General features: G+C 44.4%; 15 protein-coding genes. 4 read left to right on the top strand and 11 right to left on the bottom strand.

The window, feature by feature from the left end; all coding sequences use genetic code 11:
- The first annotated feature begins 101 nt into the window (after positions 1-101).
- The gene (locus tag ACED45_RS09745) at positions 102-1136 is read left to right on the top strand and encodes an extracellular solute-binding protein (RefSeq protein ID WP_017059628.1); all 1035 of its coding nucleotides are present in this window, start codon (positions 102-104) and stop codon (positions 1134-1136) included.
- Between the two features lie 210 nt (positions 1137-1346).
- Positions 1347-2384, top strand: a complete 1038-nt coding sequence (locus ACED45_RS09740) for an extracellular solute-binding protein (protein WP_017059627.1) — start codon at positions 1347-1349, stop codon at positions 2382-2384.
- Positions 2385-2478: 94 nt separating this feature from the next.
- Here the strand turns inward: ACED45_RS09740 and cobB are convergent, their stop codons facing one another.
- From cobB to ACED45_RS09685, 11 genes are all read right to left on the bottom strand, one after another.
- Complete coding sequence (gene cobB / locus ACED45_RS09735) at positions 2479-3213, bottom strand: Sir2 family NAD+-dependent deacetylase (protein WP_017063867.1); 735 nt, start codon at positions 3211-3213, stop codon at positions 2479-2481.
- A 258-nt stretch (positions 3214-3471) separates the two neighbouring features.
- Complete coding sequence (locus ACED45_RS09730) at positions 3472-4692, bottom strand: ammonium transporter (RefSeq protein ID WP_371713881.1); 1221 nt, start codon at positions 4690-4692, stop codon at positions 3472-3474.
- A gap of 377 nt (positions 4693-5069) precedes the next feature.
- Positions 5070-5486: a hypothetical protein gene (locus tag ACED45_RS09725; protein ID WP_055318798.1), complete on the bottom strand. Its 417-nt coding sequence runs from the start codon at positions 5484-5486 to the stop codon at positions 5070-5072.
- Positions 5470-6543 (bottom strand): formate dehydrogenase subunit gamma, encoded by a 1074-nt coding sequence (locus ACED45_RS09720; RefSeq protein ID WP_012603931.1) that lies wholly within the window; start codon positions 6541-6543, stop codon positions 5470-5472. The genes ACED45_RS09725 and ACED45_RS09720 overlap by 17 nt, the downstream gene beginning before the upstream one ends.
- A 13-nt stretch (positions 6544-6556) precedes the next feature.
- Positions 6557-7165, bottom strand: coding sequence for a formate dehydrogenase FDH3 subunit beta (fdh3B, locus tag ACED45_RS09715; RefSeq protein ID WP_004742271.1), 609 nt, complete (start codon positions 7163-7165; stop codon positions 6557-6559).
- An 11-nt stretch (positions 7166-7176) separates the two neighbouring features.
- Complete coding sequence (locus tag ACED45_RS09710; protein ID WP_048665029.1) at positions 7177-10032, bottom strand: formate dehydrogenase subunit alpha; 2856 nt, start codon at positions 10030-10032, stop codon at positions 7177-7179.
- Positions 10033-10042: 10 nt separating this feature from the next.
- On the bottom strand, positions 10043-10243 hold the full coding sequence (locus ACED45_RS09705; protein WP_008217926.1) for a twin-arginine translocation signal domain-containing protein: 201 nt from the start codon (positions 10241-10243) through the stop codon (positions 10043-10045).
- A 78-nt stretch (positions 10244-10321) separates the two neighbouring features.
- Entirely contained in the window at positions 10322-10960 is a 639-nt protein-coding gene (locus ACED45_RS09700) for a TorD/DmsD family molecular chaperone (protein ID WP_371713880.1), read from the bottom strand.
- A 9-nt stretch (positions 10961-10969) separates the two neighbouring features.
- Entirely contained in the window at positions 10970-12631 is a 1662-nt protein-coding gene (locus ACED45_RS09695; protein WP_371713879.1) for a 4Fe-4S dicluster domain-containing protein, read from the bottom strand.
- Between the two features lie 299 nt (positions 12632-12930).
- Positions 12931-13629, bottom strand: coding sequence for a DUF3306 domain-containing protein (locus ACED45_RS09690; RefSeq protein ID WP_371713878.1), 699 nt, complete (start codon positions 13627-13629; stop codon positions 12931-12933).
- Positions 13619-14083 carry a DUF3305 domain-containing protein gene (locus ACED45_RS09685; RefSeq protein ID WP_371713877.1) on the bottom strand — a complete coding sequence of 155 codons (465 nt, stop codon included), beginning with the start codon at positions 14081-14083 and terminating at the stop codon, positions 13619-13621. The genes ACED45_RS09690 and ACED45_RS09685 overlap by 11 nt, the downstream gene beginning before the upstream one ends.
- A gap of 356 nt (positions 14084-14439) precedes the next feature.
- Between ACED45_RS09685 and fdhD the strand changes: the two genes are divergently transcribed.
- The gene (gene fdhD, locus ACED45_RS09680) at positions 14440-15279 is read left to right on the top strand and encodes a formate dehydrogenase accessory sulfurtransferase FdhD (RefSeq protein WP_285954920.1); all 840 of its coding nucleotides are present in this window, start codon (positions 14440-14442) and stop codon (positions 15277-15279) included.
- A 298-nt stretch (positions 15280-15577) separates the two neighbouring features.
- Positions 15578-17467, top strand: coding sequence for a methyl-accepting chemotaxis protein (locus tag ACED45_RS09675; RefSeq protein ID WP_371713876.1), 1890 nt, complete (start codon positions 15578-15580; stop codon positions 17465-17467).
- Positions 17468-17511: the final 44 nt, after the last annotated feature.

Here is a 17511-nt window from a genome sequence, read left to right as displayed (position 1 = left end):
TCAAGTTCAAAAAAAGTGTTAATCATAAACAGAATGGTAAATTGCCATTCTGTTTTTCTATCTACTGCCTTCGGGCAACGTTTAGTTTGGAGCTAACGTCAATGAAAAAATGGGCTACTCTATTAGCTGGTAGTGCATGTGCGCTTTCAATGTTATCTGCACCATCATTTGCAAAAGATAACAAAGAATTGGTATTCATGAATTGGGGACCTTACATCAACAGTGAGATTCTAGAACAGTTCACTGATGAAACTGGTATCAAGGTGATCTACTCGACTTACGAGTCGAACGAAACCCTGTACGCAAAGCTAAAAACACACAACAAAGGCTATGACCTAGTTGTGCCGTCGACTTACTTCGTATCTAAGATGCGTGACGAAGGTATGCTACAAAAGATCGACAAAACTAAGCTGAACAACTTCAAGAATCTAGATACTAACTATCTAGATAAGCCGTACGACCCAAGCAACGACTACTCTATTCCACACGTAGTTGCGATCACAGGTCTTGCTGTTAACACTGACATGTACGATCCAGAAGATTTCCAAAGCTGGGCTGATCTATGGAAGCCAGAGCTTGAAGGTCAACTGATGATGATGGACGACACTCGTGAAGTGTTCCACATCGCACTGCGTAAGTTAGGTTACTCTGGTAACACAACCAACGAAAAAGAGATCGACGAAGCGTACGCTGAGCTACAAAAGCTTATGCCAAACGTTCTAGTATTTAACTCAGACAACCCAGGCGCGCCTTACATGTCTGGTGAAGTGGGTCTTGGTATGCTGTGGAACGGTTCTGCTGCTGCAGCGCAAAACGAAGGTCTACCAATCAAACTGGTTTTCCCTAAAGAAGGCGGTATCGGTTGGGTTGATAACTTTGCGATTAGCTCTGGTGCGGTAAACGTAGAAGCAGCTCATAAGATGATTGATTTCCTACTTCGCCCTGAAATTGCTGAGCAAATTTCTCGTGACACAGGCTACCTAACGGCCGTTAAAGCGTCTAACGAGAAGTTCAAAGACAGCCCTGCGCTATTCCCATCGCAAGAAGACCTTGATCGTGTTGAATGGCAAGCTGCGGTTGGCGATAAGACAGTGAAGTACGAAGATTACTTCATGAAACTTAAAGCAGGTCAGTAATTTAGCTTATTATCTAACTGTGGCTAAGTAACCAGTTTACTTAACAGGTCAACGTAGATAATCAATAAGTTAAAAATAAGAATATCAATGAATAGGCAGCTTAGGCTGCCTATTTTATTATATCGCTGCTATAATATAGCCCGATTTTTCGAAATCCTTTACCTTGGGTTCACTACCCAGCTCCAAATCAAACAAATGAACGGAACAGTAATGAAAAAAACACTGTATACCGGCGCATTGTGTGCTGCTACTTTACTTTCTACACCCTCTTTCGCAGCTGACCAAGAACTGTATTTTTACAACTGGTCTGAATATATTCCAAATGAAGTACTAGAAGACTTCACAGAAGAGACGGGCATTAAAGTCTACTACTCAACTTATGAGTCTAACGAAAGCATGTACGCTAAGTTAAAAACTCAAGGTACGGGTTACGACTTAGTGGTTCCTTCTACTTACTTCGTTTCTAAGATGCGTAAAGAAGGCATGCTTCAAGAGCTTGATAAAACCAAGCTAAGCCACTTTGCAGATTTGGATCCAAATTACTTAGATAAGCCATTTGACCCAAATAACAACTACTCAATCCCATACATCTGGGGTGCGACGGGTATTGGTATCAACTCAGACATGCTAGACAAGTCTTCAGTTAAAAACTGGGGCGATCTGTGGGATACGCAGTGGGAAGGTCAACTGATGATGATGGATGACTCTCGTGAGGTTTTCCATATCGCTCTATCTAAACTGGGCTACTCTCCAAACACGACTAACCCTGAAGAAATCAAAGAAGCCTACGAAGAACTTCGTAAGCTAATGCCAAACGTATTGGTATTTAACTCAGATTTCCCAGCGAACCCTTACCTAGCAGGTGAAGTGTCTCTTGGTATGCTTTGGAATGGTTCTGCTTACATGGCACGCCAAGAAGGCGCAACGATTGACATTATCTGGCCAGAAAAAGGCGCTATCTTCTGGATGGACAGCCTAGCAATTCCAGCAGGCGCTAAGAACACTGAAGCGGCTCATAAGATGATCGACTTCCTTCTTCGCCCAGAGAACGCTGCGAAAATTGCTCTAGAGATCGGTTACCCGACACCAGTTAAAACCGCTTACCCTCTTCTTCCTAAAGAATTTGCTGAAGACAAGAACGTTTTCCCACCACAATCAGTGATGGATAACGGTGTGTGGCAAGATGAAGTTGGTGAAGCGAGCGTTATTTATGACGAGTACTTCCAAAAACTTAAAGTAAACAACTAAGTTATTGTTAGTTAAGAAGTTAAGTAAATAAAGCGGCGTAAGCCGCTTTATTTTTTCAGATTCAGAAACTGATGTGTGTTATTAAAGACAAGGCTTAGGCCGTTAAAGAACCTTTCTCTGTACATAATAACTCGCCAACCAGTTTAGGCACCTCGATACTCGCCTTGCCGTAGCGCTTCTCTTCAAATTCACTTTCAACCGCACTTGGTTCGAGGTTTATCTCGATAGTATGTGCACCATGCATTTTCGCATCGTGAACAAAGCCTGCCGCTGGATAAACAACACCTGAAGTTCCGATAGAGATAAACAGATCCGCTTCTTCCAGTGCGGAATAAATGTCGCCCATTCTTAGTGGCATTTCGCCAAACCAAACAATATGTGGACGCATTTGTGCAGGGATTTGGCAGCAATGACAAAGTTCACCCGTTTCAATATCGCCTTTGTGCTCTACAACTTGATTGGATTCACTGCAACGCGCTTTTAAAAGTTCACCATGCATGTGAATAATGTTGTTGCTACCGCCTCTCTCGTGCAAATTGTCGATGTTTTGAGTAATGATGGTAACTTTGCCATCAAGCTTGTCTTCGAGCTCTCCTAGCGCCTTGTGGGCTGAATTGGGCTGAATGCTCTCACTTTGCAGGCCGTGACGACGCTTGTTATAGAAGGCTTGTACCAAGTCAGGATCTTTTGCGAACCCTTCAGGCGTCGCTACATCTTCGATTTTGTGGTTTTCCCATAGCCCGTCTTGTGCTCGGAATGTTTGTATCCCCGACTCTGCAGAGATGCCAGCGCCAGTAAGAATTACGATATTTCGATATGGGAAATGCATATAACGTCCTTTTAGATATGTCACTTTGTAACAGCTTAGCACTGTTCAAATTCCAACAATAGTTTTGGGGATTAGACCATAGTCTTAGGCAACTGAATTCATTGGCTATTTGTGACATAACTCGCTTGATAGTTGTGGTTGTTGTTACTCAAATTCTCTGTTTTGCTTTTCACTGAAACAAAAAAAGCGACCGAAGCCGCTTAGTTCTGTTTAACTGATGCCTACTTGATGAGCCTAAACCCATCAAAGTGAACGACGTTAGTCTTCGTTGATAGATGAGATCTTATGGATTGAAAGATCCGCACCGTTGAACTCATCTTCTTCACTTAAACGTAGGCCAGTTAGCTTGCTGAGCACGCCGTAAACAATCAAAGCACCAATCAGAGCAACAGCAATACCCGCCAGTGTACCAACCACTTGAGAAGCAAAGCTCACACCGCCTAAGCCCCAGAATGTTTGCGAACCGAAGATACCCGCTGCAATGCCACCCCAAACGCCACATACACCATGCAGAGGCCATACACCCAATACATCATCAATCTGTGTTTTGTTTTGCATGTACGTGAACAAGTAAACGAACAACGCGCCTGCCACACCGCCTGTCACCAAAGCGCCTAATGGGTGCATTAAGTCTGAACCTGCACAAATTGCTACTAAGCCAGCCAAAGGACCATTATGGATAAAGCCCGGGTCATTCTTACCAGCAACAAGCGCCGCAAGAATACCGCCAACCATTGCCATCAGTGAGTTCATCGCCACTAGGCCGCTGATGCCGTTGATTGCTTGTGCAGACATCACGTTAAAGCCAAACCAACCCACACATAAGATCCAAGAACCTAGTGCTAAAAATGGAATGTTCGATGGTGCGAAGTTAGTGTGCTTACCCGCGCGGATGCGACCTTTACGCATCCCTAAGAAGTAAACCGCAACCAATGCAATCCAACCGCCGACACCGTGAACCACTACCGAGCCTGCGAAGTCATGGAAACCATAGCCAAACAGGCCTTCTAGCCAATCTTGGAAACCAAAGTTACCGTTCCAAATGATGCCTTCGAAAAATGGGTAGATGAAACCAACGGTAAATAACGTTGCGATCAAAATTGGATAGAAACGTGCACGCTCTGCGATACCACCAGAAACAATCGCAGGAATTGCGGCTGCGAAGGTCATTAGGAAGAAGAACTTAACCAGTTCGTAACCATTACCTTGTGAGAGCGTTTCAGCATCGGCAAAAAAGTGTGCACCGTAAGCAACCCAGTAACCGATAAAGAAATAAGCGATGGCGGAGACACCAAAGTCGGAAAGGATTTTAACCAGCGCGTTGACTTGGTTTTTCTTTCGCACGGTACCGACTTCGAGAAAAGCAAAGCCTGCATGCATCAGGAAGACCATGATTGCGCCAAGTAGTAGGAATAAAGTATCTGAACTTTGGGTAAGGGTTTGTACTGCACTATGAACTTGAGTCACCGTTTCACTCATTAAAGCATTCTCCTTCGCTTTATCTGATTTGCACTGATATCGTGCGATTCAATGTTGTAATTAATTAAAGACCCAACAGTAAACGCAAGATGTGTTCCAAGTGTTAAGGGTAATTTTCGTGCAACAGATTTTAATTTTAAGTCGTTGATTATTAGGGTCTAAATATTTACGTGCACTTTTATGGTTATTAAAAATTGAAAAAACAACCACGACAATTGCACCAAATAAGGGAGTTGCACCATATTGAAGCGGCCAATAAGTAGGTTCTGATACAGAGAGCGGCTGACAACAATTTACTGTTCCATAGCCTAAAAACAAAAAGCCCAGTGAATTTGAATCACTGGGCTTTCTTTAGATATGTCGTTAACGTGTTAGCGTTACAGGTTTGGCCCTGTCGACGGGCTTTGCGGTAGGTTTTGACTTAAACGCTGCATGCCTTGGTACATACGGATAAACCAAACCACAATCGCAACACCACCGAACAACATGCCTACATATGGAATGTAGTAAGCGATGTCATCGATAATATGGTTTTGATACCAGTAATCGTTCACACCGATTAACACGCCATTAGAGGTCGCTACCGTTACGATAAGCACCACGAAGAACGTCAGGTTCAAGAAGAACGAGCGAATCAGTCCGTAGTAATGGGTATCCACTACTTCCCCGTCTTCGCCTTTATCTAAACGATAGCCCGCGTAGATGATGGCAACCACACCAGAGAGAAGGCAAGTAAATGGTGTAAAGCAGCTTAGTATGTAAGCGACCCAAATACCTTTATGAGGTTTGTTCATTCTTATTCACCCCTTCCGTTTTCTCTGTTGCTGCGTTAGCGCTTTGCTCAACGCCGTTTTTCTCTTGTTCCATCACTTCTTTGTACCAAAGGTCATGGTGCTCTTTAGCCCAAGTCTCATCAACTTCGCCTGTTACCATGCCTTCTAGTGCCCCTTCCATACCGAACAAGCCGATGTAGATGTGGAACACGAAACCACAGATAAGGATCAAAGCAGCTAACATATGGACTAGGTTTGAAAGCTCCATATCTCGACGCGTTTGACCGAAGATTGGGAAGTCTAAAACCAAGCCACTGATCGCAGCCACACTACCCATAACAATCAATAGCCAGAACAGTGCTTTTTCACCCGCGTTCGAGAACTCTGCAGATGGGTGAGAACCTTTATGTTTCCCTACCATGCCACCCAGTTTCATGAACCACTGGATATCGACCATCTTAAAGATAGACTTGCGCCACCACTTGATCAGAACAGCCATCAACAGCACATAGAAAATCGGTCCGATGTAGTTGTGGTATTGCTTAGCCAGTAGAACAATGAAGCCCCATAGATCCGTTGGGATATAAGGTTTCAAGAAGTGTTTACCGTAAACCAACATCAAACCACTGAATGCCAGTGTTAAGAAGGTAAACGCCATGCTCCAGTGCAATGCACGATCAAGTCGAGACCAACGTTTGATCTTACGACCTGTTCTTGGTGCGCTTAGCATTAGCGGTCCAATCACAACGTACATCAAAGTCACGAAAGCAATACTGCCAAAGATAGCGACGGCACCGGCTGGTGACATCCACTTCTCTTTCAATATGTACCACGTCTGACCTGGAGTACTGATTAACACACCGTGTTCAGCCGATTGAGATGTGGTGTAACCTTCTTCACCATTTCTTACTTGTCGCCAAAAATCGGCACCAGCAAGTTGAGTGATTTCTCGTTGAGCAGAGCTCGATTGAGTTTGTGATGAGTTCGTCTCAGATGCATGACTCATAGGAGAAAGCATTGTTAGTGCTGCCAACATAGGCAGCACAACAAGGAAGAGACGCTTAAACATTGTAAGCATATGTCTCTCCTACTTAGCTCTTAGTCGCATCGTAAGAAAGGTCGTTGCCGTCTGTCCAACCTGCACCTTTCGCACCACGTTCAACTACACGCTGACGGAAAACATCAGAAACTTTCTCTGCGTCACCCGCTAGCAGTGCTTTGGTTGAACAAAGCGAAGCACACATTGGCAGTTTGCCTTCTGCAATACGGTTCGCACCGTACTTTTGACGCTCCTCAACAGAACCTGGCTCTGTTTCTGGGCCGCCAGCACAGAAGGTACATTTGTCCATCTTACCGCGCTCACCAAACGCTTCCTGTTTAGGGAATTGAGGTGCGCCAAACGGACAAGCAAACAAGCAGTAACCACAACCGATACAAAGATCTTTATTGTGAAGTACGATGCCGTCTTCTGTATGTTCAAAACAGTCTGCAGGACAAACTGCCATACAAGGCGCATCAGTACAGTGCATACACGCTACTGAGATAGAGTTTTCACCCGGTTCGCCATCGTTCAATGTCACAACGCGACGACGTTGAATACCCCATTCCAGAGCATCATCATTTTCATTCTTACATGCAGTGACACAACCGTTACATTCGATACAACGCTTGGTGTCACAAAGAAATTTCATTCTAGCCATTTTAAGACTCCTTACGCTTTACGAATATTACAAAGGGTTACTTTCGTTTCCTGCATCAACGTGACAGGGTCGTAACCGTATGTGGTTGCTGTGTTAGCAGCTTCACCAATAACGTAAGGATCAGTGCCTTCTGGGTATTTAGAACGCAAATCTTCGCCTTGGAACTTACCACCGAAGTGGAATGGGATGAATGCCAGCCCCGGTTTCACACGACGTGTAACCATCGCTTTCACCTTAATTCGGCCCTTCTCAGCACCCTCAACCCAAACATCATCACCGTCTTTAAAGCCGATGTCGTTCGCGTCTTTCGGGTTCACTTCAACGAACATCTCTTGTTGAAGTTCTGCTAGCCAAGGGTTAGAACGTGTCTCTTCACCACCACCTTCGTACTCAACCAGACGACCAGAAGTCAGGATAATCGGGTATTCACCAGATTTGTCTTGCTCTTGAATCGACTTGTAAAGCGTAGGTACACGGAAGATCGCCTCTTTGTCATCCCATGTTGGGTAGTCAGCAACTAGGTCGCGACGTGGTGTGTAAAGCGGCTCACGGTGCAGTGGCACGCGGTCTGGGAATGTCCAAACAATCGCACGCGCTTTTGCATTACCAAACGGGATACAACCGTGCTTGATAGCCACACGTTGAATACCGCCAGAAACGTCGGTCTTCCAGTTTTTACCTTCAGCAGAGGCTTTCTCTTCTGCTGTTAGGTCATCCCACCAACCCAGTTGTTTCAGTAGTTTGTCACTGAACTCAGGGTAGCCATCTTTGATTTCGCTGCCTTTCGAGTAGCTGTCTTCAGCCAGTAGGTTTTGACCTTCAAACTCAACACCGAAACGAGTGCGGAAGTTACCACCACCTTCAGCGACAGTCTTAGACGTATCGTAAAGGATATGTGTGCCTGGGTGTTTCATTTCTGGCGTACCCCAACATGGCCAAGGAAGACCGTAAGTCTCACCATTTGCAGGCCCGCCCTCTGCTTCCAGAGACGTTTTGTGGAATGTATGCCAGTTCTGTTGGTGCTCTTTCAAACGTTCTGGGCTTTGACCTGTGTAACCGATCGTCCACATACCTTTGTTGAATTCACGAGTAATGTCTTCAATCAATGGTTGGTTGTTCTCAACACGGATGTTCTTGAACAGCTGATCAGAGAAACCAAGCTTCTTAGAAAGAAGGTACATGATTTCGTGGTCAGGCTTAGATTCGAACAGAGGATCTACCACCTTGTCACGCCACTGTAGAGAACGGTTCGATGCCGTTACACTGCCGTAGGTTTCAAACTGAGTCGTCGCTGGTAGCAGGTAAACGCCGTCAGTACGATCATTCATTACCGCTGCAACCGTTGGGTATGGGTCAACAATAACCATCATATCCAGCTTCTGCATCGCTTTCTTCATCTCTGGACCACGAGTTTGAGAGTTCACTGCGTGACCCCAGTAGAACATCGCGCGGATGTTTTCGCGTTGACGAATCTTGTCTTTGTCTTCAAGTACACCATCAACCCAACGAGAGACAGGAATACCTGCACTGTTCATTGGTTTTTGACCGCCGTATGCGTTGTCGTCGAAACGGCCTTTGATCCAATCAAAGTCGATATCCCAAACTTTCGACCAGTGACGCCAAGAGCCTTCAGACAAGCCGTAGTAGCCTGGAAGTGTGTCAGAAAGTACGCCAAGGTCAGTTGCACCCTGTACGTTATCGTGACCACGGAAGATGTTTGCACCGCCGCCTGATTTACCGATGTTACCTAGCGCAAGCTCAAGTACACAGTAAGCACGTGTGTTGTTGTTACCTGTGGTGTGTTGAGTACCACCCATACACCAAACGATACAACCCGGACGGTTTTCAGAAAGCAGTTTCGCTGTGTGGTAAACGTCTTCTTCGCTTACGCCTGTTACACGTTCAACTTCTGCTGGGCTCCACTTCGCGACTTCTTCACGGATCTCGTCCATGCCGAATACACGTTGGCGGATGAATTCTTGGTCTTCCCATTTGTTAGCAAAGACATGCCATAACACACCCCAGATAAACGCAACGTCTGAACCTGGGCGAAGTGATACATAGTGATCAGATTTAGCAGCAGTACGTGTACGACGAGGATCCGCAACAACGATCTTACAGTTGTTCTTCTCTTTCGCGATTAGGATGTGTTGCATTGCCACTGGGTGAGCTTCTGCTGGGTTTGAACCAATGAACAGCATCGACTTACAGTTGTGCATATCATTGAACGAGTTGGTCATTGCACCGTAACCCCAAGTGTTTGCAACACCGGCTACTGTGGTTGAGTGACAAATACGCGCTTGGTGGTCAACGTTGTTCGTTCCCCAAAGCGACGCCATCTTACGGAATGCGTAAGCTTGCTCGTTGCTGTGCTTTGCACTACCTAGGAAGTAAACCGAATCAGGGCCAGACTCTTTACGAAGTTCTAGCGCTTTGTTACCGATCTCTTCAATCGCTTGTTCCCAAGAAAGCTTCTTCCACTTACCGCCTTCCAATTTCATTGGGTACTTAAGACGACGTTCACCGTGGCCGTGCTCACGAAGTGCTGCACCTTTCGCACAGTGTCCACCAGCGTTGAATGGGTGATCGAATGCAGGCTCTTGACCTGTCCATACGCCATTTTGAACTTCAGCGTAGATACCACAACCCACAGAACAGTGAGAACAGATAGTACGTTTCACTTCTGTTTTCGCTTCTGGATCAACTGATTTAGCCTGTGCTTTCTTCATCATACCTGGTGCAAATAGACTTGCGCCTACCACTGCACCACCAGCAGCTAATGAAGTGTTTTTCATGAAGGCACGTCGAGACACACCTAGCTGATTGGTTTCTTTGCTCACACTATCGGAGCGTTTGACAAGTTTCATCCGTTATCTCCTAAAGTGTGTCGTAGTAATCGCGAATGTGTTGCGTCTCACGATACCCTGTCTTCTTCACGTCTTCTTTCGAAATTTCAACAGTTTCTGAAGCGGTTGCCACTTTAGTTGTACCAGCGACAACGGCACCAGCAACGGCTGCAGTCGTCAAGCCTTTGAGTAGATCCCTACGGCTTGTATTTATATCTTTATTATCTTTCATCATTGCTTCCTTACCTTACGGTAGATCTTTTTTTGGAGGCTTAATGCCCCTCTATCGATATAATCGCGTACTGCTCGATTACTCGTAATCAGTGACGTTTTTCACATCAATCTTTAATTTGTGCTTACTGCTTTTTGTATTCACGCTAAAACGCACTTGTTCTAACGTTAAGAATGCTTCACACAGTTGAGCGGCCGATTTGTAGAAGTTCGCGCTTTCTGCCCCTTCAAGCTGACGCGTGAAAGAGTTAAACCAAGGGCCAAGGTGCTTATTGAATACCGCCCGTTGCAGTGCTTCTTCTTCAGCCGTTAGCATAGCCATCACTTCACACAGTGCTGCGATGTGATCTTCTGGCTCTTTCACTTGATCGTCACGCTCAATGCCTAACAGCTCTAAGTCATGACGAATCTCTGCCAATGGTTTTTCCATCATGGCGCCAGTGCGATGCCAAGAACCAAATGGAACGACTTCTCCACGCCCAATACCGATGAACAAATCTTGATATTCGTCTTCAAGCGCTTCACGGTTTGATTCTGTTGCCGCTTGTTGAATGGCAATCCAAGCCTTTTGCATTGCGCTTTCAGACGCTTCAATATCGAGCGTTTTTAGAAAGTCGATCACTTCTTCAGAAGGTGCGCTGCGAAACAGTGCGGATAGAACCAAATAGATCTCAGTTCTTAGTGTCTGTTCTTGTGCCTGATCCAAATTCGTTTCCAAGGCTAACTCCTAGTATTTCAATTGTTTCAATGGGTCTTGAGCCATTGAATCGAACATATCCACCACACGGCAGTCTTCACACATAGCAATACGATTAATCGCTGCTTCATCTGAAAAGTGAGAGTGACCGCGTAACTTGTTCTGTAACATGTCAATCATAGACTGAGGTGCGAATGGTTTATGGCAACGTACACATTCCGCAGCTTTCTCTTCATGAATCACAACTGCTTTTTGACGTTCTTCTTTTACCCAGTTCATACGAGGCGTAAGAGTCAGAACATTTTCAGGACATGCCTTTTCACACAGACCACATTGAATACAGTCTTGTTCTACAAACTTAAGTGATGGAGAAGCACCGTCAGTATGAAGAGCACGTGTAGGACACACAGCCACACAACTCATACACAAAGTACAATCTTTGCTTTCACACGAAACCGTGCCGTATGGTGCATTCGAAGGAAGTTCAACGATATTCTCGACAGGAATGCGAGATGAAGACATAGCATCGAGTGCAGTGAATAGACGTTGACGTTTGTTGCCTTGAAGATCGCCAAGTGCAAGGTCGAAAGAATCAACGCACAGTGTTGGAGGCCCTTCACGTAGAGACTCTAAATACAGGATATCGATGGTTTCTTTTGGAACACCGATTTGGTCTAGTAGCTCTTGAGCAATCCCGACTTCGTTATTCAGAACACGAATGATCGTCTCTGGCATAAAACGAGAGGCAGCAAACAGAACCTGAGTCGCCCCATTCACTAGCGCTGCAAACCAAGTATCAATACCAATAGAAGGCAGTTCTTCAACCACGATTGGAATAACGTTATCTGGTAGTGCTTTTAGCGCCATTACATTGTAAGTCTCATGACGAGAGCTACAGATAAGTACGATTGGATCCAGACCGCCCGCATGTTCATAGTTAGCTAGCGTACGTTCAATGAACTTTTGAGTATCGTCAGGGTTTGGAAGCGCATAGGTAATCGCTTCTGTAGGACAGCTTGTTGCACAAGTTCCTACGCCTTGACATAGATAAGGGTTAATCTCGATCTTGTGACCTGTTTTGTCTGAGCCTTCACTTGATAGTGCGCCAGCAGGACAAGCGTCAACACAACGTTCACACCCTTTTACGCCACGAGAACTGTGCGCACAAAGGTCAGTGTCTAAACGGAAGAACTTAGGCTTATCAAATGTGCCCATTAGCGTTGGAATCTCTTCCAGTGCTTCGGCCAGTTTTGGATAGCCTCGGCCCACTGGGTAATAACCTGGTACAGGCACTTCTTCTGTCATGCAGCTATTCAGACATAGGTCTAGAACAACATCGAAACAATCGTGATTAATCGCGATTTTCGCCAAGTTGCTTGATGTGCCTTTACTCTCAATCACAACTTCAAACGTACCAAGGAAACCGGATACTTGAACCGAATTCGCGAAGTACAGTTCTGGGTTTTTGCCCTTTTCGCCGTCTGTCGACAATAAGGTTAAGCTCGTCAATTGAGGTAATTGAGCCGCAGCACTTTCAATGATCGCAGTTGGACCAATAATTAGCGTATTACCACCACTTTCATAACTTACTGTCGGTGGAATCAGATTTGTTAACTCAACTGTATTTTCAAATGCATACAGCCTTGCTTTAGCGTTATTTGAAGTTGCTTGTTCTAATAATTGTTTAAGCATTGCTCAGTTCCATCTTTGGACATGGATAATCTGTTCAACCTTCATTGTAGTAAGCGATAGAGAACTTGCTGAGTAATTCGTTAACAACTAACCCTTTAGCCAGTGTCTCGATCGTCAGACTATGAATTCGCCTATCTACAAAAAAGTTGATAATAAACGTTATTAAGCAAATGCCATGCCAATTTAATAACCCATATATATCAGTTACTTAATGATTTATAGCGTTTATTGTGCGTATAAAAAAACCGCTTGGGACATTTTGTCGCAAGCGGTTCATTGAGTGTTTAGTCAAAATGTACCTATTCTTTGTGTGGTATATTTTGTCCCATCTCTTTCAGGTCAGCTTCGTCTGACATTGTAGTGTTAATATCTGCTACTGTTTTTTTATACAGTTCTTTTTCTTGTTCGGTTATTTCGGCACTTTCTGACGTTTCAAGTTTATTATCAGATACCTCAAAATCGCTTTCAGAATTTCCTAAAACTTCATCTTCATCTTTATTATCAATAACTTGCTCTTCTTCTGGTGTAGTGTCTTCTTCCGTTTTGTCTGTAACCCAATCACGCAGGGTTTCCGCAACCCCTTCAGAAAGAGACTTTAAATTACTGTAATCGTCGTCGTAATCATCTAAACCATCACGAACATTGAATTCTTCTGAAAGGAATAATTTACGCAATGCGGCTTTTTTTACGCTTTCTGAGGCTTCTGACACCAATAATTGAGCAACAGACAAGTCTTCAGTCGTTTCTGATGCTATCTCCTGAGAGTCAATAGCTTGAGAATCGACAGCATGAGCATCTTCATTGTGTTCTGGAGACTCATTTTCTAAAGTCCCACGTTCTAGTGATTCCGATGTTTCTACGTCTATAGATGAAGCAGCAGAAGAAGCCTTTGAGGAAGTAAGCTCGGTATCCTCAAGTGTTTGTTCCGCTTCAAGTGCTTTACCAGTCGATTCATCAAGCTTTCGTTGAGACCAACGGCTAAAAAAGTTAGTTGCCATTTGATCGACCCGCGCCTTTACGTTTTTTACGTCTTGCTTCTAGTAGTTCGCCATGACGACCGATGAATGCTTCCATCCAAGCCTGTACGGGCAAAGGAATGTCGTATGAAAGGACTTGATTGTCACCGTCCATGTATTGCCCTGCAACGGTTTGTGATGCTGTAAGTAACTGAATAACTGGCTTAACACCAGAATCGACATTATCCATCACTAAGAAAAGCTTAGGTTGCTGAGAGCTTAGGTTGAAACGATAGTCAGTACGCTCGTCTTTGTGTAACTGAAGCAAACAAACGTCTGGGGCGTCATCTTCTGGTGATAGTTCAAACCCCATCAATTCCCATTGAGTGGTTACCCAGATACCTGTCTTGATCTCTTTCTCTATTCTTTGGACACCTATTGGCCAAGCTGCTTCTGTTTTTTCATAGTGTTCTTTGAATTCTTTTATCTCAGACATACTTCACCCAATTGATTTTCTTTGGTCTGAATGTGCTTAGGACATTTTGTACTTAGCTCAATCATATAAGCGCTATAAAGCAATAAACACGCCAATACACGTTAACTTTTACCATCTTACATAATGGTTTTCGTTATTGAGTCGTATCTATAACGGTAGTCGATACACGTAAATTCATACAACTCCACTCGGTGAACTCTCATATTTTGCGCTATTTTAATCGAATGCTTCATGTTTTCCTGAATACCCGTTATTTTGGAATAAGATTTGCTTTAAGCATGAGTTAAAGAATCGATTAACAAGATCGGCGTTAGACCCTCTTGTTACAACCCTATCTCATTAAGTAGGAAGTGATTGTGGTAAAACCAAACATAATAAAAACTAGCGAAAACCCACTTCAAACAATCGAAGTTGAAGTGTTTGATGAATATGGTGAGAAGCTAACCAAACAGATCGCTTGTGAACGCCCTCTTACCGTTATGTTGAACTGGAAAGAGATCGTAACGTTAATGACATTGGGCTCTCGTCCGGAGTCATTAGTATTGGGCTATTTGAAAAACCAAAGCTTCCTTTCCGACCCAGAAGCGGTTGAATCTATTATCATCGATTGGGAAACCAGCTCTGCAGCGGTTATCACCAAAGAAGATACAAGCCAACTTGAGCAAGCGCTTAAGAAGAAAACAGTAACCTCTGGCTGCGGTCAAGGTACCATGTATGGCAACGTGATGAAGCAGTTGGAAGATTACCAGGTGCCTCAAAACAAGATTAAGCAATCTGAAATCTACACAGCGCTTGAAGCGTTGACTCATTACAACGATACCTACAAGAAAGCAGGCGCGGTGCACGGTTGTGCTGTTTGCAAAGACGACCAAGTGTTGTCGTTTGTGGAGGATGTAGGCCGTCACAATGCCGTTGACACATTGGCTGGTGAGATGTGGCTTAACAAGGAGTCAGGTGAAGACAAAATCTTTTACACTACAGGTCGTTTGACTTCTGAGATGGTGATTAAGGTTGCGCAGATGGGTATCCCTGTTCTTCTATCGCGTTCTGGTGTGACCCAAATGGGCTTAGATTTGGCGCAGAAGTTCGGTATCACCACGATTGCTCGTGCTAAAGGTCTACGCTTCCAAGTCTTCACGGGCGCAGACAAGATCGATTTTGATGTAAAGGGTGAGCAAGCGTCGTCAGAAGACTAGATCTCCCCCCTGCTACGAGTGAATAAACAATGCCGTTCATTAAGGTTGATGAACGGCATTTTTATTTAAGTAGGGATAAGTCGTTGGTTCGCGAAACGATGATGCCCAATTTAAGTTAAGCGCATAAGGCTATTAATTCCGTTTCTTTACACAATTACATCTCCTTAACTTTCAATACGAAACCAATCTTGCTTTACGAGCTCTATAAGCTATTAGTTACATATCCATCATTTAAATGTATCTAATAACTATTAAACATTGATGGACATGAAACGTCATAGGCTAAAGGGAGTTAACCATGAACAATCCATCGGAACCTCAGCATCGTTTGCTGTCTCTTTCTATTCGCAGTAAGTTTATTTTAATCAACCTCACCCTGTTTATTTCTGTTTTTATCTATGCCATCTACGAGCAGTTCAGCTTAGACAAATTGGAATCATTGGAGATCGCTGCTACCGAAAATCTCAGAAGTTCAGTTGATTTATTAACGCTTAGGCGACATGAGAAAGACTTTTTGTCTCGCCACGATCAAAAATACGCAGAGCGTTTCGATAAAACCGCCGACACATTGAATCAAAGATTGGTGACGTTGAACCAGACTCTCACCTCGCATGAGCTGCACCTGTCTGACCAAATGACACGGATTTCGGACACTCTCCATCAATATCAAAAGCAATTTCACCAAATCGTCGAACAAGTAAGTAACATTGAACGTACGACCGCACCTTTAGGCTTTGTCGCTGCGTTAGATGGCAAAAGAACCGCGTTAAAATCAGCGATCGAATCTGAATCGAGTTTGGCTTTAGAGCTTGCGCTGTTAGAGTTGATTGAAAAAGACTTCCACTATCTCGCTCATATTAATGACCAAACACATATGGCGTTAGCTGATGCTCTTAAAGAGTTTGAACCCTATTCTCAAACGTCGGTTGCGACAGAGCAAGCCTATTCGGATTACAAAGCTGCGGTTGAAATGCTTCTGTTGGCTAACACCAATTTAGGTTTATCGGCAGAACTCGGTCTTAGAGGCGCCTTACGTAGCAACGTCCACCAAACAGAACAAGCCATTGAAGCCGTACAAACCGAGATAAGCCAAGCCATCACAGCGGCGAGTACACATACCAAAAATACATTGCATCTGTTTGGTGCCGCCATCGTCGCTCTGCTCTCTTTATTGTTGGTGTTCATTGGTCGCAACATACTTGCGCGAATCAAAGCGATAAACGTGATGATGGAATCAATCGCCAGTGGAGATGGTGACTTAACCGTTCGCATGAATGCCAAAGGCAATGACGAACTCGCACAACTTGCTCACTCGTTCGATACCTTCATCAATAAACTGCACGGTAACATCAAAGAGCTATCCGGCGTGATGACGGTGTTGACCGATAGTTCGTGTAGCTCTGAAGAAGCGGCAATCAAAAGTATGAGTAATGCTGAGAAGCAGAAGCAACAATCTGAATCAGTAGCGACGGCAGTTAATGAGCTGGTTATGACCAGTAATGAGGTGACGGCGAACATAGAAAACGCAGCGATGAACGCTGAGAAGATCAAAGACAATGCACATCAGGCGTTACAAGAAACCCACGCAACCAATGACAGCATTAATGTGTTGGCCGAGAATATTGCAGAGTCTCAAAACCTAATTGTTCAGCTCGAAGACCAGAGTCGTGAAATCAACCAAGTCGTCACTACCATTCAAGGTATTGCGGAACAAACTAACCTACTCGCGCTAAATGCGGCGATAGAAGCTGCGCGTGCTGGTGACCATGGACGCGGGTTTGCAGTCGTGGCCTCTGAAGTGAGAGAACTTTCGCTAATGACTAACGATTCAACCCATCAAATTGAATCGACCATTCATGGCCTAACGTCTGGAATAGCAAAAACGGTCGCTAAGATGTCGGTAAGCCTAGAACAAACGGGGTTAGTTAAACACCAAACCAAAGATGTGGTAAATGCGATTGAAGGTATACACTTTCAAGTTGGAGAGATGTTCGACTTAAACAGCCAGATTGCCACGGCGTCTGAAGAGCAATCCATGGTTTCAGCGGACATCGATCGGAACATTACCGATATCGCTCATTTAGCCAGTGATACTCATACCGTGGTTTCAGGGTCAGTTCGTTGTAGTGAACAAGTATCGAGCGTGAGTGTGAAGCTTGAGAAGATTGTCGCGCAGTTTAAGTATTAATGAGCAGTGTAAGTATTGATGAGTAAAGGTATTTGCGACCAACC

Origin of the sequence: Vibrio crassostreae, from assembly GCF_041439375.1 — a bacterium.
Lineage (GTDB): Bacteria > Pseudomonadota > Gammaproteobacteria > Enterobacterales > Vibrionaceae > Vibrio > Vibrio crassostreae_D.
The sequence above is the reverse complement of the archived record's forward strand: the minus strand, read 5'-3'. Positions and strand labels throughout refer to the sequence as shown.